The sequence below is a fragment of the Albibacterium sp. genome (assembly GCF_035514885.1).
Classification (GTDB): Bacteria; Bacteroidota; Bacteroidia; order Sphingobacteriales; family Sphingobacteriaceae; genus Albibacterium.
In genome coordinates, this window is the sequence record NZ_DATJCH010000007.1 from 1 (window position 1) to 18928 (window position 18928).

Consider the following 18928-nt stretch of genomic DNA (forward strand, 5'->3'; position numbering starts at 1 on the left):
CCAAATTCGCCAAAAACACTAAAGAAATCATTTAGTTCATAAAGGTTGTCCGGATTCACTGTATAGTTAATTCTTAACTCAGGGCAATCAGTTCCTCTCAACTCTTTTAGCTGCCTGTAGTTTTCCAGCAGTTCGAGCAAATGAGCATAACGTGCGCCGGGCATCAAGTACTCATAGCTTTCCCGGTAAACACCATGAACAGAAATAATAAGCTCATTAAGCCCGGAATCAGCCAGTTGCTCTATATCATTTTTGCTTAGAAGCTGGCCGTTAGTTACCAGACTCTTATCAGGAACTCCATACTTCTTAGCTAAAGCAAATAATTCGTGATAGTGACTAACCAGCGTAGGCTCGGCTCCACAGCCAATAACAAGCTGAAAGGCACGCGGAAATAGGCTTTTTGCTATCCCCTCCAACTCTTCCTTTTTGAGAATTCCTCCGGCTTTTTTCCTGTAGTCTTCAGAGCTGAAATAACACATACGGCAGGCCAAATTGCAACGCAAGGAAGTATCAAGACGTACCGACAGATGCCTGAATCCCAAAACAGATGCAAGCCACAGTCCCAGCAGCTTTAATCTCCTGCTTTTTATGCTTTTCTGGAGCTTTAAGAGTGAGTAAAACTTCATTAGTAGTAGCTTATTAGACTATTCAAAACTAAGAAAAACAACATCGCAACCAATTACTAAGAACATCCCGCATTTGGCGATAATTATCCTTTACTACAAGAAACGACTTGTGAAATTTGAAAAGCCCATTGGATGGAAATACTTTTCAAATGGCCATGATTCGGATTGCCAAATATGGCTATGCGCTTTTTATCCAATTATATCCTTGTTTGTATGCCCGGAAAACCTACAGAATTGTTAATTCAGCGGCATTTTAAACTTCATAGTTACTTCACCCGAAACCGGATCAATCTCAATTTTTTGATCCTTCATATCGACTTTGTTGCCGGTGGCCATCTCAAATAATCCTGACAGAAATTGCAGTCCGTTGTTCATCACCTGCTCCATCTGTTGTGCCTTTTGAACGCTTTCAGCCTGTTGCCTGGATTTAGACGGGACGTCCTGAGCTTCCGGAAACAGAGTACCCTGCTTCGCTTCCATACCGGAGGGATCCGGATCGGCGATCTCACTGATGATAATTTGTTCCTCTTCAACAGGCGTAATGGGATCTTCCGTCGATAGTACGTCAACCATCTCAGCCACCTGTTGCAAAAACTGTGACCGTCCCTTTTCCGAAAAGTCAACAAAATCGGTTAAGCTTTCGCCGTTCAACACCCCGTCGAATAAGCTCTGTTTCACTAATAGTCCCTGGGCAATCCGTTCCTCAATAGAACCGTTGGATATAAAATTGAAGATAGTTAAATGGGAACTTCGCTGTCCGATGCGATCGATACGGCCGATGCGCTGATTCTTCTTTGCCGGATTCCACGGCAACTCAAAATTAATGAGAATGTCGGCCATCTGGAGGTTTAACCCGGCTCCGCCAGCCTCGGTTGAAAGAAAAACCTGGCACGATTCGCTGGTCTCGAAGCGCTTAATCAGTTCGCCCCGTTTGGTCACGGGCACTTTCCCGTTTAATTCGGTAAACCCTATATTATTTTCACGCAGCATCTTTCCAATAAGCTTATGCATTTTAACCCATTCGGAAAAGATAATCACCTTTCTTTTGCTGTTACGGATGTCTAATCTGTCAACCAGAATGTATTTCAACTCTTCCAGTTTGGGGGAGTCATGGGTTGCTTCATCCACTAAAAAGGAGGAGTCGCATACCATACGCATGTTGGTTAAAAGAAGCTGCATCTTCTTTAAATCATAAGGTGTGAGAAATTTTTTATGAACAATCTGCGCCAACCCATTAGCGTATGAAGCATGGTAATCCTGCTGTAACCCGGTTAATCCCACCCTCACTTCGTGCTGCTGCACCTGGGGTAGTTGCTCAATCACTTTACGTTTTTCCCTCCTGATAAGCACAGACTCAAGCTTCTGCTTTAACTCCTGAAGGTTATAATACCCGTTGATCTTATTCAGTTTGGTAGCATCGAACAAGCAGTGCTGATACGAGAACTCCCACAAGGGACCCAGAAACTGATCATCCAGAACACCAACCAGCGAGAACAAATCCACCAACTGGTTCTCAATGGGCGTTCCGGTAATGATTAATGTGTGCTTACTATTAAGTTGCTTGATGGCATGAGCTGTTTTGGTCTCAAAGTTTTTAACCCGTTGTGCTTCATCTAATATCATAAAATCAAAGGCAGCCCTTCGGATCGCTTCCTGGTCACGTAAAACCATCTCGTAATTAACTATCGCGAACATGGCAGCGCTTTCCCTGTAAAAGACCGCACGCTCCCCGGGCAAGCCCGAGACGATAACGGCCTGTTCACCGCTGAACTTTTCAATCTCGGCCTTCCATTGCGCTTTTAACGAAGCCGGACAAACAATCAACACCTTTTTAAATCCAAACAACTCCTTTTTCTCCAATGCAGCGCCTATGGCCTGGATGGTTTTACCCAACCCCATTTCATCAGCAATGATGGCTGATTTTCTGGTGGCAGCAAAACGAATCCCTCCCTTTTGATATTCGTACAGATTTGCCCTGATACCGGAAAAATCGGGTTGGTATTTGTCCCGAAGCACGTTCAGGGATTGAGTCTCCCACAGCTTCTCTATTTTCTGATAAACCTCCGGCCGGATCACCACATTACCAAACGACTTGCTTTCGTCCAGGAAAGCTGAAAATTGTTCCGTTTTATCATCGTCGATGTATCTTTTGTTACCGAAAAAACGCCTGATTAAAAGCTCTGTTTCCCTGCTTAATGCGTGTGGATAAAACCAGGTAATACGGTATTCATTCAGCGGATCAAGATAAACTTCAACGAAGGGACACGTTTTTCCCAGGCGGTTATAAAGATTTTTGTTTTCCTTCAGCTGGTTGAACACGTACATGATGTGCTTGGTGGTTCCCAGCTTGTTAATGGCGGCATCGCGGCTGTTGCTGTAACCTGTTTCATTTTCAAAGTCGCGAAGAAACACTTTGTATTTTATGCCATTCTCATTGGTTACGGAATGATCTCCATAGATATTATCGGCCCAATCGACCCGGTATTTAGCAGCAAAGGCTTTTTGACGCCGCTCCTGAAGCACCCGTTTCATCATTCCCTCGCGGCTGTATTTAATATGTTCAAGATGACTGGCATTATCCAGCAACACTAATTCATGCTGAAACTGTAGCAAAGCGGCATAAGTATAACGATTCCACTCCTCTAAGGAATGACCGATCAAAATGCTATCCCCCTCTCTCTCACAAAAAATGGCAACCTCCTCTACCGGCTGTCCCTCCGAAAACAGCACCTCCACCTTTTCCCCCGACTGGGTCAGTATCTGGCACTCACCATTGTTAAACATATATTGCCCGAAAGCCAATTCTTCACGGCTCATCGCACTCCGGAGCGAATCCAGCTTCTCCCCGATGGCCCGTTTAATATCTTCCATGCCTGTCTCTTTATTTGAAATAACTATGTACGTATTATCAATCTATCTTCTGATCCACGTCTTATTCTTTCAACGCTATACATGACTTTTGCTATCTCTTTTTGTTGAGTAACTCTCACACCTGTTATCAACTTCTCTTTACGCATATTGCAAAGTTATAAATAAATTTCAGGAAAGGTTGCCCACCTAATTACAGACATCAATATAGATTTAAAAACTCTATCCTACTTTTTCTCCCCGGCCATCCCCACCATATAATCATTTACCGTTTCCATAATATATGCTTTAATGCATTCCCACTTTTCATCAATAAGCATCACGGGATCCTCATCATTATCTGCATCAATAAAATAGGACAAACTCTTAAGAACTAAGAAATCAGACCCATCAGGATACTTCTTCCTGTAGAAATCAAGTATTTGATTGAGGTTGAAATATCGTAACAAAAAATATAAATCAACAAAGTCTTTTTTTGTCCCTCTTCCGGTAATTGCGGCTATCTTCATCGCCGCAATATCCTTAATATCTGCTAACAATAGCCCATCCTCAATAACCGGATTTTCAATCCAGTGATATGAGTAATTAACAATATCAATTTTAATCCCTTTAATCAGGTAGATACTTATATTGGTTGATTTTCTAAGAATAGTAGTATCCCCAATAGACGCGATCTGACTTGAAACATCAAACTCGTCTGCAGTAATCACTCCGAAAAGGTCAATATCTATCGACTTTCGGTGTCCTATTTGTAGCGCTAATGCGGTTCCTCCGACTAATCTCAAATCTTTAAATGCCGGTTTAGCCTGTAGTTCAATTAAAAGATCGAGTGTTGAGGAATCGATCGTCTTGTAGTGAAGCATGAGAATTGTTCTAACGGAGTTTTAGATAATAACGAAACAAAAGCAGCAGATTTAATATCCAAATCCTTTATCGTAGATGAAATCTCTGATATATCCTTTATCCCGTAAACCTTTACCAAAAGCTGCCAATCTTTCAGAAGACCGTAATCAAGAACTCTATGGACAATAAGCCTCCTGCTTCTGTTAATATCCAGACTATTACGATTAACATCCCAAAAAAGATGGCTGGAAAACTTACTTAATACTTTTTGATTATTTCCAATAAAAGATTCCATATTCTTCATCATCTTTATGTAAGGTATAACTTCCAACCACCAATCTACACAAAACTAATCAATTCTTCACAACAATTCAACATACTCCAGATCGAATAATGCCCTGGTTTTTCCGGTCATACCTTTGTCTACATGTCCGGAAACCCTACAGGAACGTTAACCCAATCTCTTAGGCATTTGTTTTATTTTCAAAGAGTCGTTACCTTTAGAATTGTAACAGTCTGTACCAAAGCAGTAGTATCCTAAAGTGCTGTATAGGATTTAAAATGAAAATTTTGTATTTTTGAAAAATGGATCAACCGAATTTCAATAAAGATAAACTGATAAAATATTGGTCTGACAGTTCAGATGATGACTACGATACCATGATTGCCATGTTTGAAAGTAAAAGATTCAATTGGGCATTATTTGTGGGTCATTTAATGATTGAAAAACTATTAAAGGCTCTATACGTTAAAAACAACAATGATCATCCTCCCTTTATCCATAACATATTGCGACTTGCAGAAAAATGCAATATGATTCTGTCTGAGGATCAGAAGCTGTTTTTCGCGACGGTTACAGCATTTAACATAAATGCGAGGTATGATGATTATAAAATGAGTTTTCAACAAAAGTGTACACCGGAATACACAGCAATCTGGGTCGAAAACATAAAAAACAACAGACAATGGATAAAAGCATTGATAAAATAGTTAGACGGTATATTTCATCTGTATCAAATCAAACCCCCGGATTTATCACTGCCTACTTATTTGGTTCTTATGCCAAAAACATACAGCGACCCGAAAGCGATATTGATATAGCCTTGATTATTAACGATCTTAAAGATTCAGAAAAGTTCGACATTCAAGTCCAGTTAATGCTTCTAGCCTCAAAGTTTGATTCGAGGATAGAACCACATCCTTTATCACTTCAAGATTTAATGTCCGACAATCCCTTTGTTCTCGAAATAAAGAAGACGGGAATAGAAATAAAGAAATCGCTGCAATATCCTTAATAAGCGCTAATGCGCTAAAAGGCTATTCAGCACCTGCGATGTGGCAGCATATCTTTGCAACTCCCGCTTCAGCCTTTCATCCAGCCCTTGGTAAGCGGCAATAATAAGAGCTGAATCTTCCTCTATATTATCACGATACCTCACAATAGACGGAGCCTGCTCCTGAATTATCAAGCGGATAAAGCGATATTCAATATTATCTGCATTTTGCTTTATCTCCGCTTCAATAAGCAGCCTCCCCCTTTTAAAATACTCAAGGCGCTGAACCGGGGTGTTAACCAAACCGGCCATACGCGCATATAAGGCCCCACGATATATATTAGCTTGTGAACCTGTATCCCCCTTAGCTTCGTAATCCAGGATAAGCTTTTCAACATCATCCCTCGAACCCTGACTTAAGACCGTGAAGAAGCGTTCAGACCCGGCAAAGGCTGAAACTGAAAGAAAAAAACACAAGCAAACCAAAAGCAAGGCCCTCATAAGCATCAGCGCTAATCAATTATCACACAGGCAAATAATCCCTCCCGCAGAGCAAATCACAAGATCTGCAAGAACTGCTAAAATAATAAAAACAATACTCATGCGGACAATAAATAGCCAATGCTTCAAATTGTTTATGGCATAATACCCCCCATATTTCGGACAGTATTTCGTGTCAATTGACTCCGTCGATCATAAATTCGTGCAATTAGTGGATAAAATAATAAGCGGAAATTCGATGACCAATCTGTAGATGAAATATTGAATACCCATTAATCTTCAGATAGTGGATAATGGAGATTACTTTTCATGCACTAGGGATAATATTTCATCAATAAATTTCTCACTAATCCATACATCTTTAGCTCTTAACTCGAACAAAAGAGGTTTTAACTCATTTATTATTCTTTCCCTTTTAGCTTTTATTAAGACTCCTACTGTGCCTGTTACTTTCAAATCAGCATGTTTTGCATGAAATCTACCAAGCTTTTCGTCCATAATAATAAGATCCGCACCTACCTCAGTAGCCAAAATAATAGCCTCTGCTTCCCCCTTATCTAAATCTAGAAAATACCTTCTTGCATCTTCGTTTTCAATTTTAATAATTTTAACCCAATCGATATTCGATAAATTACGATAAAATGACTTGTTTTTTCCGGCTTAAATTTCCTCAAATACCGCAATAGGTATTAGTATTTCCTGATATAATTCCATTAAAACATCAAGTCCCCAAGCTTTAACAAAGAGATAAGTGGCGTTGTATTGGATACTACCTTAAGCATTTATAACATCCTCTCTTAAATCAGATTCGTAAAATATGGACACATTATACTTAGCTAATAAATCTAAAAAATCAACCCTCGATATTCCTAACACTTTAGCTGCTGTACCTGATGAAACACGGCCTAATTCAAATAACTTAATCAAAGAACTGGTTTTGATTTCATTCTTAAAATCCTTTGTTTCCAATCTTAATGAATTAGCAAGATATTCAGGATATTCAATAGAAATTGTTCTATTCATAGCAGTTACGTTTTAACAAAGATACCTAAAAAATACCTAATAGTAAATTACATTAAGCCTTAAATTCATCCCTCACAAATCGTTACGCAATCCCCAAAACTATAAATACTATTTGCATGTCGTAAGCATACTCCCAAAAATTCGCAGGGTCAACGCATTTAAATTTTTATAATATCCAGTAAAAATTTATTATCCCAACCGGCTCTCAATCTTTTTGATTTAAGACTTCCTTTGGATTGATCTTTTTTTAATATGTTCAGAGCCATTTTTTGTATTAAAGCAAAGTTTTCAGCAGACCGTCCATTTCTTTTTCGTTGGTAATCTTCATTAAAGACCATGTCCAAAGTCCAATGTAAGGAATTCTCCACACCCCAGTGCATCCTTATGTATTTATTGAAATCAATTGCGTTTAAATTAAGGCTACTAATGTAATATCTGATTTCTGATTCAGTTTTTTCTTTTAGAACTCTTTTAGATGTGATCTTTATAACGCTGTTTAGGTTTTCCCATTTCTCTTTACTATCAAGGAACTTTAGATCTGTGATAACTTCACATTTTCTTGTTTCTATGCGGCCGTGTCCCTTCTCAGTTTCTTCACAGGTTGAATTGGGTTTTTGTATTTTAAACAAGCTTTGCGCTTCTTCGTTGATTTCTTTCTGGTTGCCTTTTAATGCTAAAATGTAATCAGCTCCCTTGGTCACGATCTTTTCAGCAATAGCTTTTTGTGTGCCCATTGCATCAATAGTAATGATGGAGCCCTCAATGTCCAAAAGATCGAGCAGTTTTGGAATTGCGGAAATTTCATTCGACTTATCTTTTGTTTTATACTGACCAAGTACCAACTGGTTTTTGCATGCCCATGCATTGACTAAATGAACGGGTGTTTTTTCATTAAATGTATCTTTTGACACTCTGACAGTCTTTCCGTCAATTGCAATCAGCTCAATATCAACGTTTTTGTTGCGCAAGGAATTAACCCATTTTATAAAGACTTCTTCAAACAGTTTAGGATCCAATATCGAAAACACACGGTTGATTGTGTCGTGTGAAGGAATCCCGTTTCGCAATTTTAGAAACTGCTTCAAAAAATCTATTTTTGTTTTGCCAAAAAGTTCAATAGAATCCCAGGATTCAGCACCGCATACAACTGCTAAAATTGTTAAAACGATAATGTCTAATAATTCATGCCGTTTATTACGTTTAATTCTTGGATCTTTCAAATCGACTTTTAATAAAAACCTATATGGGAGACTCTGGATAAAAGGTAAAAATATTTGTCAATTATCTGTTCTTGTAAAGCAGACTGGCATAGACTGGAGAGTCTAATTGTATATGAAAAACATATCAGACATTAACCGCTAAAATACTATTTATCTTGCTCCATCTATTCATCCAAGTATGATCACTCATCACGATATTATAGTTCTTTTCGATGAGAGGAATATAATCTGAATAATTAGAAAGTATCGATTGTAATTGACCTACGGGATCTAATGCATCAATTTCTATTACAGGATTGTATCCAAAAAGAGTAATCATTTCTTTTGGTGCATGACCTAAAATAATACACTTTGAAACCATGGATTGCAAATACCGAATTGTCATAGTTTCTATATTCCCCGCACGATTTGGATGAGTAATGTTTGAGGGAACACAAACAGATATCTTTGCTTTAGCCAAACCATCAATGAAGTCTTCTCTGGTTGGAAAAATTATTTCCCCTTTCTCTTTTTCATATAAGTATACCTTTTTAGTACTATATAAATAACTTACTATTTGCTCATGATAAGCATCATATTTTCGACCTAAGGCAAGAACATCGATGTTTTTATCCTCGTATCTATAATGTTTATATCCTTCAGGGTTTATTCCTTCAGGTATCCAATAACATTTTGTTCCATTTAATCTTTTTTGAAATAGTTCAGTAGTTTGAGAAGAAGTGAAGAATATATTATCAATTCCAAATAAATTAACGAAACGCTCTATTTTTTTATGAGTAGCTGGCCATGAATCAAAAAGATACATACTTTTGCTGGCCGAAAAAGCAAAATATGGAAGACATTGACTGAAATTTGTTCCCATCAGGACAACAAATAGCTGTTTTTTATATACCATTTTTTTTTTCCAGTTAAACTTAACTTGAAATTTTAACTTTGCACAAAGTTTATTCCAAATCTTCCAAATAAAAGTCGAAGACTTAATTAACAAGCAGTTTGCAGGCTTTACTGCATTTACTGAATGATCAGATAAAATTATTTCTTCAAACTCCTTCACAGTATCCAAAGCAACATGATACTTTTTTATTAGGTTAACTATTAATTCCATGATATAATCAATGATTTGCAGATAGCTTTTATGTTAATTATTTTTAATCGTTTCTGTTAACCGTAGTATATGTGTGCTAAACTGTTCAAACTCATCAAGTTGCCAATCTAATTAGCTAACGGGAATGACACCCATAACCCAATATGTTTGAATCACATTATTGCCACCTATTCTTTTTATTCCATTTTTTTACTGGATAAAATAGGCATTCTTTACTATACAATATTTCCTTCATGAAGAAACTAATGTCACTCTAATAATATCTTTTAAATAAGTCTTTAATCACTAACATAACAAACTCAAAATTTCCGAATAAATATCTTTTCCACATCCTTCTTGGCTCTTGCATAAGCCTATAAAACCATTCCAATCCTATTCCTTGCATCCAAACAGGTGCTCTTTTAGTTTTACCTGCTACGACATCAAAACTTCCGCCAACACCCATAACAAAAGCGACATTCATCTTACCTTTATATCTGTTAACAAAAATCTCTTTTTGGGGTGAACTCATAGCCACAAATAGCATATGAGAACCTGATTTCGCAATATCAGTTACTATATTAACCTCATCCTCTTTGTGATAATAGCCATTCCGGAAACCACCAATTATTTCATTAGAATATTTATCTGAAAAGATATCACATACTTTTGTTACAACCTCTTCTTTAGCACCAAAAAAGAAACATTTATACCCTTGTTCATGCGCCATTTTGACCAATTCCAACATCAAATCAATCCCGGCTACTCTTGCCGGTAAACCCTTTCCTGAAAAGTGGGATGCCCAAACCACAGCCATTCCATCAGCATTAATAATATCAGCATCTAACACCGATTGGCGCAATGTCTCATCTCTTTGCATGGCAGCAATTTTTCCTGCATTAACAACAACGTGCTGCGTAAACTCCTTTGATTCAACCCTTTTCTTTATCAATGAAACTGTTTGTCCTATTGTTAAAGCATCTATGGGAATGCCGAACAACAATACTTTCTCGCTCATTTAATGCTTTTTTTCATTATTTTGTATAACACATTTGTCCTTAATTGTTGACCATGATATTTTTCATTACACAATCCTTTCGGTTACGTAGTCGAGTAGGCAACGGGAATTTCACCCCAAGCCTCTCACAAAACCGTGCTTGATGGTTTTCCATCACACGGCTCTTCTAATGTAGCAAAATTTGAAAACTCATCCCCTTTCAAGTTGGTAATTAATTTAACTATTATAGTTCCTGCCCTTTGAAAGACGCCAGCCGTAGAGCCAATAATTCAGGCTCCCGCAATACTTATAACTCCGTTTCATACTCTGTAGCTTTTGACTGGGTGTACAACTTCTCGACTCCTCGTCAAGGGTTCACTCTCGTTCAGCTCCTATATCCTTTCCTGTACTATCTCATGGATAGCCTTTTCCTAAACGCTCAGCACCGTAACTCTTTACTAAAGCACCTTTAGGTGGTTTGATGCCCTCTCCTGTAAGACGACACCGGTGGTTCAACTTACAACTGTTTCCACCATCTTAACTACAGCATGCAGAACAATATTTTGCCGATGCTCTGCTTCTCGGCACACTATGAAATTGTTGGGGGCTTGTGAGCATCGTTATTTTCTGCCATTAAGACATTTGCTACGGGGAATGGATATACATTGCACATAAACCCCCAATATTTTATACATGAAGTTGCCGCCAGGTTGATATTTTTTCCAACATTTAAAGTGTTAGTTAATTGTTTTATAGGGTCTACTTTTACAACCAGATTCAAGCAAGGTTCATTTTAAGAGTTTCAAAATATTCCCTTATAAAATTTCGTTTTGGTATAAATGCAAATTTTAAGTTGATTGTCTTTGATTCATTCGTTTTTAACAAGATATTCATCTCATTACCAACAATTTTCAGAGCTTTGATTTCTTCTATTCTGAATTTTTCTGGATGTTTGTTTTTTGGGAAGTGATATGATATCTCATAGTTATTCCACGAGATGAAAAATCTCTTGAACTTTAAACTACTTTTCAAGATAAAAAACGTTGTTATCCCTTGAAAAATTAGAAACAAATTTTGCCATAGGCTAACCTCAAATAATTGCATATTCCAACTTGAAAGTCTAAAAATCAGACCGATTGTCCCAATTGTAAATAGTAGTATTGATAATGCCATCAGGATTTTTATTGATTTTTCATTTCTATTATAAATTTGTATATATGCCTCTTTCATAGTTGTGGGTTAAAATATTCGAAATACATTTATTGAATATGGATTCCTTTTTCTGTTGCAAACGATTTTATAATCCCCTTAATTCCCTGAACCTGTCTGAAATTTTCCGTGGGTAAGTCCAGAATTATATTACTGTTGTCAACTTTTGTTATTTTGTATCGGGCAGATTTGTATTAGTTCCAATATTTCATTCCACGCGACAATCTTTTCTTTCACAAAAGGATTTATTTTAACACGATTTTTTCGGCATCAACCTGAATATATGCTTTTGCACCAAATATTTCCACTAAAGGTATTCCTGCTCCTTCAATTACATGACCAATTCCAAGCGTGAGAAATATTGCAAAATAAAACCAGTCAAATACTTTTATCTTATCGTTTTCGCCAAGGTTTATAAAATTCATGATATCGAAAAAACTATTGCAAGAATTCCAAAGATTATTCTGTATTTTGATTTTTCCTTGGTCAAAAGATTGATAGAAAATAGCATGTGATTCCTTTTTATATTCTGTCATTAAGAGATTTGCTGTTTTTCAACTTGGCGGCAACACAACTATAAAAACCGGTGCCATCATTCCCGAAACTTTATTATTTTTGCAGGCACCCCGCCAACGATAGCATAATCTTGAACATCTTTTGTAACAACTGCTCCAGCCCCAACAATGGCACCCTTACCTATAGTTACCCCATCTTTGATGATTGCATTTCTCCCTATCCAAACATCATCTTTTATTATAGGCGGGTTTACTGGCGTAGTCCCTTGATCTATGATAGCAACCTCCCTATTTTCATAAATATGACTTGTAGCCAATATTGACACCCCTGGCGCAATTAAAACTCGGTCGCCGATTGTTGCCCCTTGAATAAAAACGTTTTCATTAATTCGGCAATCTGCCCCGATTTTTAGATGCTTACAATCTGAAATGTATATGCCGGATTCAAACTTGGCTGAATTAGAACGTTTCATGACTTTCAAAATTTTCACCAAGTAAAAAATCCTAATCTTATTACCAAAACCCACATATCTGGAATGAGGAAGATGTTTGATAAACAAATAATAAACAATTAATTTAATCCCATTCATTTGCAAAAATCAACTTGGACCCAAAACTCTACTAATTACCTCAAACCTTTCCTCAAAACTATTATTCGTTCCTAAATATCGTTGTTTATACTTATCATATTCCACGATCTTTCTGGTATATAATTTATGTTCTAATTCCTTCCTCAAGTCTTCTATATCATCCAAAACAACACCAACTTCTTTAAAATAAAAAGAATAATCGTATTTAAACTGAGGATATTTTGTGATGAAAATAGGCTTATTCAAATATATGGCATAAAACAAAGCAGTGCTATACATCCCAATAACAAAAGAGCACATGGAAACAACCTTTGCTATACCTGTTTCCTGAATTACTTTAATATTACAATGAGATAATCCATCTTGGTATATTGCTATGGATTCACGGGGATGAATCTGAACAACTAATTCATACCCAAAGGCCTTAACTATATCTGCATGTTTTTTTATGAAAATGAATTCTTCAGAATAACTTAACCCAGTCAACTTTGCCATTATAACCGGCTGATGAATAAACAGAACATAACCTTCTTCCTTACTACTAACCAATATTTCAGATTCCTCCTTGGTATTAAATATAGGATAGCCGGAAAACAAAACCCTTTGCGAAGAATAATTAAAAATTTTGTTCGCTTCTAAGAAGTCTTCTTCCGAATAGAAGATTGCCGATTTACATTTTATCTTTTCATATCTTTTCTTCAAGAACACATCAATAATAACTTTCAATTCATAAGCTATTCCCGCCGGATCGCTCACAAGAAAACCTAAATACTTAAGGCTAATTTTTAGATATCTTTTAATACTATCTCGTAAGCAAACAACATTATATTTTACTGAATGGATTTCATTCAATATCCCGTGCTCCATAAAAAGAGTATGAATATTTTTTCTCTTTGCAATTCTGATCATCAGGACATCAAAAAGAGAGAGGAAATTATAAAAAATCATTCCACTCGGATCAATTTCACTTAAAAGTTTATTTATCTTATTATAACTGAAATTACTTACGTCAACAAGTTTATAATTCTTACCTGAAAAATCACACTCACTCCCTGTTTTTTCAGTAAGAGAAGTGGTATGCAAAACTACTAGTTCAAGGTTCTGATCAGAAATAAACTTAAAATAAGGATCAACATGATTTGCCAAATGGGAAACATGTCGAACAAAAAAAATAAGTGACTTTTTACAAGATAAATTCATAGTGTAATCAACGTCCATATTGACAAGCCTTTCAGCAGTAATTTATAATGGATATTTACAGGGCGATTAAATTTGCCTGTTATACAATTCTTTATAAAGATTTATGTACTTTAATGAAGTACTTTGCAAGGAAAATTGTTGAGCATATTTTTTTATAGAAACCCTGTCCCAACTTCTCTTTGTCATATTAATAACCCCATCCATTAATGCCTGATCTGTCCTTTCATTAATAGGGAGCATAACCTTATCACAATAAATGTCTGGAATAATATCTATATCATTAAAACAAAGAGTAGGTAGACCATGCATAAATCCTTCTATAATTGAAAGACCAAACCCTTCAGATATACTAGCTAATATATTAAAGTTAGACTGGGAATAGTAGCTGTGAACATCACTTCTCTTTACATCCCCACAAAGAATCAAATGATCACCAAAACTTCCGATTTCGTTAATAATCTGGCTGCCTGACTTATCATTTCCAAGAAACAGAATATACACTTTTCTTTTCCACTCCTGTGGTAATAACCTATATGCACGAACCAATTGTATTTGATTCTTACGAGCACTTATGTTCCCTACGCAACAAAACACAAACGAGTCCTCAGGGATAGAATAAAGCTTACGAACCTCAATACGTGATTGTAATCCAGAAACATCATGAGTACCGTTTAAAACTACATTAAAATTATCTGTACTCTTATCACAATTTAAATGTTGTAACACTCGATCCCTTACCCCTGTGCTAATACAAGTAACCTTTTTATTTTTTAGATACGATTGAGTCAAAAAATCACGCTCAAGCAGTCTTAAATCATCCGCAATCTTTACCCCTTCATCAAAGGAATTTAATCCATGAAGAGTTACAACGTAATTCGTATCTAATTCATCACAAAAATCAATCAATGGTTTTAAGTCCCACGTTATACCATGGAAATGTATTACATCATAATTACCTTTGTAAACAATTCTTCTAAAATAACCTAAAGATAAATAATACAGTATTTGTTTCAATTTATGTTTTACACCGTCCACCTTACCAGCAGCTTTTAATCCATTTACAATATCATTAGTTTTAAGATACCTAAACAATAAACCCCAGCTCCTTGGTAAAATCCTGATCCCTGTAATATATCCTCCGCTTGTGAAACATTTTTGGGTAAAAACATCAACTTCAACGCCATTCCCTCTGACTGCAACTGCAATATCTTTAACCATATAGCCATATCCAGTAATGATCTTTGAAAACGGAATCAGCTTTTTATCAGAAACATATCCTGCAACAAACAACACTTTCATTCTAAACGAATCTCAAAGATTAAACATAGACCTATCAACGCGAAAACATTGATTTAATAAACTTCAAATTCTGAACTACAAAATAATTAAATAAAAGGTTCCAAAGATATCTTGAAAATGGATCTTTCGAATAACGAAAATACAAGCCAACTGCTTCAAAAAACCTCTCCCACTTAAATTTAGGATTGTAGGTTAATGTACGATCATAAATACGCCAATTAGCAAAATGTCTATTAACCCTGTGGATTTCTAAATTAAACAACACGCATCGACGCCATAGGTTAGCATCAGCACCATACTTAAGTCTTAGATCATATAAACCTACAACAGAAAGGCATTCTCTTCGAATAAATGTAGCTTGATCAGGAAATGTAGGGAGTTGTCTGAAAAAGGTTTTCCGGTTTAATTCAAAATCTCCAAAACAGTATCCATTCAACTTGTTTCCAGATTCATCAACACCCAAGCATATCCCATAAAGCACATCTACATTAAGATTATCACGAAAATAGCTTCCAACAAAATTAAGAGTTCCCGCCTGATGGAAATCATCCGTATTTAAAAAACAAATGACTTCCCCAGTAGCCCTAACAAGACCCTTGTTTCGCGCATGATACATACCCCTGTCGGGTTCATGGATCAAGATGTCTATGTACTCTTTATAACCATCTAAAACATTAAATGTGTTATCATTTGAACACCCATCTACTATAATTAGTTCCAGGTTCGGGTAATTCTGACCGAGTAATCGATCTAAGGCTTCCTTGATAAATGCTCCTTGATTATAAGAAGCCATAATAACCGAAATTTTTGGCAAAACATCATCCATTTAGCTTATCCTTTTCCCAATAATCAAATCGCTCCACAAAAAACAACGCCCAAGGCAAATAACTAACAGGCGAGGGAAGCTCCAAAATATTAGTCAACATTGAATGTAACGGTAAAATTGCAAAAGATAGAATTACAAATATGGTAATCCATCTTTTTTCATCTGGGCACATACGATAAAATCGTATTGCTTCACGCAGCATCAGGAAAATAAAAAACCACAATATCAAATTACCAATAATGCCATATTGCACCACTAAATTCCCCCAGGCAGCATCTCCCATTTCCGAGCCAAAATTTTTTACGTTAGATGTATGGGAAAAAGCACTCCGCTTTATATAACCAATTCCAAAAAAAGGATCGTGTGAGAATATATAATCAATTCCTGCACCTACCATTTCAACTCGGATATTAAAAGAAGAATCGCCCAAGCCATCTTCTTGCAATTTAGTAAGCCGCCCAATAAAATAATCAAAACTTTCAGTAAATAAAACCTGGAATATTATAGCTCCTATTGTAATAATAACAAAATATCTCAATAAAACTTTCAGCCGATGCCGGAATAATGCTTTACGGAAGAAGTCGGAAGCCACTACAAAAAATATACCCAATAATAGCCATTGCCTAGTATAAGAAAAGAAAATTGTTAGGAAAATTAACAATAACAATGAATATCTCACAAACGCATTACTAATAAAAATGGTACAGAAGACAATCAATAAGAATATATAATTGGGGAATGCTCTAAAGTTTCTTACGATCTCCACTTCTTCTGTCGTAATCACCTGGAAATCATCTACTCCAAAAAAATTAATTCCCGTGGTACTTTTCAACACATACATGATACATTGAAGAAAGAGCAATGTAAAAAAAACCTTAATAAAAGCATAAAACTCGCGGCGGGTAACTGAACTGAAAATTATACATGAAAAAAGAAAACCCAAATAATATATTTGCTTCCTAAAAACGACGATAGTTGCCTCAATGTTTCCATATTTAACAATGGAAATAACGAGTTGGACAAAAATGAAAATAATAAGCGCATAAAAAGCAACCATAACTTTGTTTTTTGCAATCTTTCTGAATGCCCATAACCTAAAAAGTGCGAAAAAAAATAACGCCCCAAAAGCAATATCCTTAATATTATAGACTCCTGGTATTGACAAAAAGTGATCACCTGCAAAACCTAAGGCATTATTACCTAAAACAAAAATCGGCAATAACCACATGGCAGTATTTCCTGAAAATACAGCAAAGCTAATTGACCCTAACAATAAACAAATTGTTATTATCGAACTAACTTCCATTTATACCACGTATTATTCATCTAAACATTTTCAAAAATCCAACATTGGGAATATCTTCAGGAGATATGACTTTAGCGTGTCTCAACAACGCCAAATATACCACTAGCAACAAACTTGCAACAAGCACTAATTCCCAATATGTATCCACCATAAACACATTTACGATAATAAATCCAAGTATTGCAATTGCCAAATTTGACAACAACAACCGTGGAAAACAAAACAGCTTATAAACACCCTTTTCATTAAGAATCCTGTTGGAGTAAAACTTATAAGTCATAAAGAAATTTAGTACCTGTGCTGCAAAAAAGCCTATAGCAAATCCATAAAATCCAATTAGTTCGATTCCAAGAAAAATCACAATTACATTACAAACAGTCCCAAATAACTGGACCTTGAAAGTATCATTTGCAAAACCAGATCCGTTTAAAATAAAATAGCCTGGGATTGTAATGGAACTAATAAAAGACGCTATTAAAAATATGACTATACTAATAACTATTTCATTGTTTGAATACCCAATCCATAGCGCAACAAAAGCGCTCAGCACTACAAGAATTATCACATACAAGGGGGTTATAAAACTCAAAATATATACACTTACCTTTTTTCTAAATAATTCCAACTTCTCAACTCCATGCTTTTCGTAAATTTCTGTTGAGGCTGGCAAAATCGGAGTTAGAGCAGCGTTAACCAGCCCCCCCAGTTTCACGCTGAATTTCCATGCTATGTCATAATAAGCAACATGTTCCATTGAAAAGAAATGTGATAACAGGACTTTATTCATCGGTTCAATTCCTGCCCTAACTATGCTGCCTAATTGCAAGTTAACACTATACGAAAACATTTCTTTCAAACGAGAAATCTTAAACACAAATCCTCTAAAATTAAAGCCCGAAATGACTTTAGCGCTATACACATTACCCAAAAAACTCAAAATCGAGGTAATAACTAGATTATAAGCTAAGCCTAACAACCCACATCCGATTTCTAAAAAAACGAAAGTCCCAACAGCAGAAATGACGACCTGAAGAAGTAGTATTAAATTTGACACGTCCATTCGTTGCAGTCCATCAATTGTCGATTTGAATAAACCTGAAATCATATTAATGGCAGAGGCAATGAACGTAGAAATCAACAATATCCTAGAAGTGGTAATATCGATTTTAATATTTAGAATCCTTGTAATAATAAAATCCTGAAATATGAATATAACAATCCCTACAACTACTGAAAGTAAAAAATAAGCCCAAAATGATGTGCCAAGATATTCAGATAAAGCACTTTTGTCCTGATTAACATTTGAAATAGCAACATACCTAATTAGAGCTCCCGTTAAGCCCATATTAACAAATGACTGATAACTCGAAATAATGCCGGTTAAAGCCCATACCCCATATCCTTCTGTTCCAATCTTTGAAATTGTATAGGGAATTAATATAAAAAAAATAGGCGTAACCAAAATCACCCTCACTATACTAGAAACCGAATTCTTTAATACTTTCCCCATTACAAAAGCGTTTCAGTAATAACCGGCCAAATCAATA

Annotated in this window: 19 protein-coding genes and 2 pseudogenes; 2 read left to right on the forward strand and 19 right to left on the reverse strand. The window is 36.0% G+C overall.

Annotation, left to right across the window (positions count from 1 at the left end; all coding sequences use genetic code 11):
* The 4 genes from VL047_RS02070 to VL047_RS02085 all read right to left on the reverse strand — a co-directional run.
* A partial coding sequence (locus tag VL047_RS02070; RefSeq protein ID WP_325358024.1) for a radical SAM protein occupies positions 1–479 on the reverse strand: 479 nt, incomplete at its 3' end.
* Between the two features lie 384 nt (positions 480–863).
* Complete coding sequence (locus VL047_RS02075) at positions 864–3497, reverse strand: DEAD/DEAH box helicase (RefSeq protein ID WP_325358026.1); 2634 nt, start codon at positions 3495–3497, stop codon at positions 864–866.
* A 224-nt stretch (positions 3498–3721) separates the two neighbouring features.
* On the reverse strand, positions 3722–4357 hold the full coding sequence (locus VL047_RS02080) for a nucleotidyl transferase AbiEii/AbiGii toxin family protein (RefSeq protein ID WP_325358028.1): 636 nt from the start codon (positions 4355–4357) through the stop codon (positions 3722–3724).
* Positions 4312–4644: a DUF6922 domain-containing protein gene (locus VL047_RS02085; protein ID WP_325358030.1), complete on the reverse strand. Its 333-nt coding sequence runs from the start codon at positions 4642–4644 to the stop codon at positions 4312–4314. Before VL047_RS02085 ends, VL047_RS02080 begins: the two co-directional genes overlap by 46 nt.
* A gap of 278 nt (positions 4645–4922) precedes the next feature.
* Between VL047_RS02085 and VL047_RS02090 the strand changes: the two genes are divergently transcribed.
* Both VL047_RS02090 and VL047_RS02095 read left to right on the forward strand, forming a co-directional pair.
* The gene (locus tag VL047_RS02090) at positions 4923–5327 is read left to right on the forward strand and encodes a HEPN domain-containing protein (RefSeq protein WP_325358032.1); all 405 of its coding nucleotides are present in this window, start codon (positions 4923–4925) and stop codon (positions 5325–5327) included.
* Positions 5303–5632 (forward strand): nucleotidyltransferase domain-containing protein, encoded by a 330-nt coding sequence (locus VL047_RS02095; protein WP_325358034.1) that lies wholly within the window; start codon positions 5303–5305, stop codon positions 5630–5632. Before VL047_RS02090 ends, VL047_RS02095 begins: the two co-directional genes overlap by 25 nt.
* Positions 5633–5638: 6 nt before the next feature.
* Here the strand turns inward: VL047_RS02095 and VL047_RS02100 are convergent, their stop codons facing one another.
* The 15 genes and pseudogenes from VL047_RS02100 to VL047_RS02165 form a co-directional block, all read right to left on the reverse strand.
* On the reverse strand, positions 5639–6118 hold the full coding sequence (locus VL047_RS02100; protein WP_325358036.1) for a hypothetical protein: 480 nt from the start codon (positions 6116–6118) through the stop codon (positions 5639–5641).
* A gap of 294 nt (positions 6119–6412) precedes the next feature.
* Positions 6413–6643 (reverse strand): DUF3368 domain-containing protein, encoded by a 231-nt coding sequence (locus VL047_RS02105; protein WP_325358038.1) that lies wholly within the window; start codon positions 6641–6643, stop codon positions 6413–6415.
* Between the two features lie 243 nt (positions 6644–6886).
* Positions 6887–7135, reverse strand: coding sequence for a UPF0175 family protein (locus VL047_RS02110; RefSeq protein WP_325358040.1), 249 nt, complete (start codon positions 7133–7135; stop codon positions 6887–6889).
* Positions 7136–7293: 158 nt separating this feature from the next.
* Positions 7294–8394 (reverse strand): ISAs1 family transposase, encoded by a 1101-nt coding sequence (locus VL047_RS02115; protein ID WP_414635300.1) that lies wholly within the window; start codon positions 8392–8394, stop codon positions 7294–7296.
* A gap of 85 nt (positions 8395–8479) precedes the next feature.
* Positions 8480–9460, reverse strand: a complete 981-nt coding sequence (locus VL047_RS02120) for a hypothetical protein (RefSeq protein WP_325358044.1) — start codon at positions 9458–9460, stop codon at positions 8480–8482.
* A gap of 253 nt (positions 9461–9713) precedes the next feature.
* Positions 9714–10457, reverse strand: coding sequence for a WecB/TagA/CpsF family glycosyltransferase (locus VL047_RS02125; protein ID WP_325358046.1), 744 nt, complete (start codon positions 10455–10457; stop codon positions 9714–9716).
* 756 nt (positions 10458–11213) lie between these two features.
* Positions 11214–11666 (reverse strand): hypothetical protein, encoded by a 453-nt coding sequence (locus VL047_RS02130; protein ID WP_325358048.1) that lies wholly within the window; start codon positions 11664–11666, stop codon positions 11214–11216.
* A 224-nt stretch (positions 11667–11890) separates the two neighbouring features.
* Positions 11891–12181 (reverse strand): hypothetical protein, encoded by a 291-nt coding sequence (locus tag VL047_RS02135; RefSeq protein WP_325358050.1) that lies wholly within the window; start codon positions 12179–12181, stop codon positions 11891–11893.
* Positions 12182–12243: 62 nt separating this feature from the next.
* A pseudogene (locus VL047_RS13540) lies at positions 12244–12399 on the reverse strand (DapH/DapD/GlmU-related protein); the annotation flags it as partial.
* Positions 12400–12483: 84 nt separating this feature from the next.
* A pseudogene (locus tag VL047_RS13545) lies at positions 12484–12750 on the reverse strand (hypothetical protein); the annotation flags it as partial.
* Between the two features lie 9 nt (positions 12751–12759).
* Positions 12760–13950, reverse strand: coding sequence for a polysialyltransferase family glycosyltransferase (locus VL047_RS02145; protein ID WP_325358054.1), 1191 nt, complete (start codon positions 13948–13950; stop codon positions 12760–12762).
* Between the two features lie 66 nt (positions 13951–14016).
* Positions 14017–15249: a glycosyltransferase family 4 protein gene (locus VL047_RS02150; RefSeq protein WP_325358056.1), complete on the reverse strand. Its 1233-nt coding sequence runs from the start codon at positions 15247–15249 to the stop codon at positions 14017–14019.
* 34 nt (positions 15250–15283) lie between these two features.
* Positions 15284–16042 (reverse strand): glycosyltransferase, encoded by a 759-nt coding sequence (locus VL047_RS02155; protein ID WP_414635299.1) that lies wholly within the window; start codon positions 16040–16042, stop codon positions 15284–15286.
* A 25-nt stretch (positions 16043–16067) separates the two neighbouring features.
* Positions 16068–17381: a hypothetical protein gene (locus VL047_RS02160; RefSeq protein ID WP_325358060.1), complete on the reverse strand. Its 1314-nt coding sequence runs from the start codon at positions 17379–17381 to the stop codon at positions 16068–16070.
* A gap of 16 nt (positions 17382–17397) precedes the next feature.
* Complete coding sequence (locus tag VL047_RS02165; protein WP_325358062.1) at positions 17398–18891, reverse strand: oligosaccharide flippase family protein; 1494 nt, start codon at positions 18889–18891, stop codon at positions 17398–17400.
* Positions 18892–18928 lie beyond the last annotated feature (37 nt).

Bases quoted from the DNA above. Each gene is read 5' to 3' on its own strand.
- VL047_RS02100 (WP_325358036.1), bottom strand. From the start codon at position 6,118: ATGCTTATGAGGGCCTTGCTTTTGGTTTGCTTGTGTTTTTTTCTTTCA.
- VL047_RS02085 (WP_325358030.1), bottom strand. From the start codon at position 4,644: ATGATGAAGAATATGGAATCTTTTATTGGAAATAATCAAAAAGTATTA.
- VL047_RS02135 (WP_325358050.1), bottom strand. From the start codon at position 12,181: ATGACAGAATATAAAAAGGAATCACATGCTATTTTCTATCAATCTTTT.
- VL047_RS02095 (WP_325358034.1), top strand. From the start codon at position 5,303: ATGGATAAAAGCATTGATAAAATAGTTAGACGGTATATTTCATCTGTA.
- VL047_RS02145 (WP_325358054.1), bottom strand. From the start codon at position 13,950: ATGAATTTATCTTGTAAAAAGTCACTTATTTTTTTTGTTCGACATGTT.
- VL047_RS02075 (WP_325358026.1), bottom strand. From the start codon at position 3,497: ATGGAAGATATTAAACGGGCCATCGGGGAGAAGCTGGATTCGCTCCGG.
- VL047_RS02110 (WP_325358040.1), bottom strand. From the start codon at position 7,135: ATGAATAGAACAATTTCTATTGAATATCCTGAATATCTTGCTAATTCA.
- VL047_RS02150 (WP_325358056.1), bottom strand. From the start codon at position 15,249: ATGAAAGTGTTGTTTGTTGCAGGATATGTTTCTGATAAAAAGCTGATT.
- VL047_RS02155 (WP_414635299.1), bottom strand. From the start codon at position 16,042: ATGGCTTCTTATAATCAAGGAGCATTTATCAAGGAAGCCTTAGATCGA.
- VL047_RS02165 (WP_325358062.1), bottom strand. From the start codon at position 18,891: ATGGGGAAAGTATTAAAGAATTCGGTTTCTAGTATAGTGAGGGTGATT.
- VL047_RS02080 (WP_325358028.1), bottom strand. From the start codon at position 4,357: ATGCTTCACTACAAGACGATCGATTCCTCAACACTCGATCTTTTAATT.
- VL047_RS02120 (WP_325358044.1), bottom strand. From the start codon at position 9,460: ATGGAATTAATAGTTAACCTAATAAAAAAGTATCATGTTGCTTTGGAT.
- VL047_RS02160 (WP_325358060.1), bottom strand. From the start codon at position 17,381: ATGGAAGTTAGTTCGATAATAACAATTTGTTTATTGTTAGGGTCAATT.
- VL047_RS02130 (WP_325358048.1), bottom strand. From the start codon at position 11,666: ATGAAAGAGGCATATATACAAATTTATAATAGAAATGAAAAATCAATA.
- VL047_RS02125 (WP_325358046.1), bottom strand. From the start codon at position 10,457: ATGAGCGAGAAAGTATTGTTGTTCGGCATTCCCATAGATGCTTTAACA.
- VL047_RS02090 (WP_325358032.1), top strand. From the start codon at position 4,923: ATGGATCAACCGAATTTCAATAAAGATAAACTGATAAAATATTGGTCT.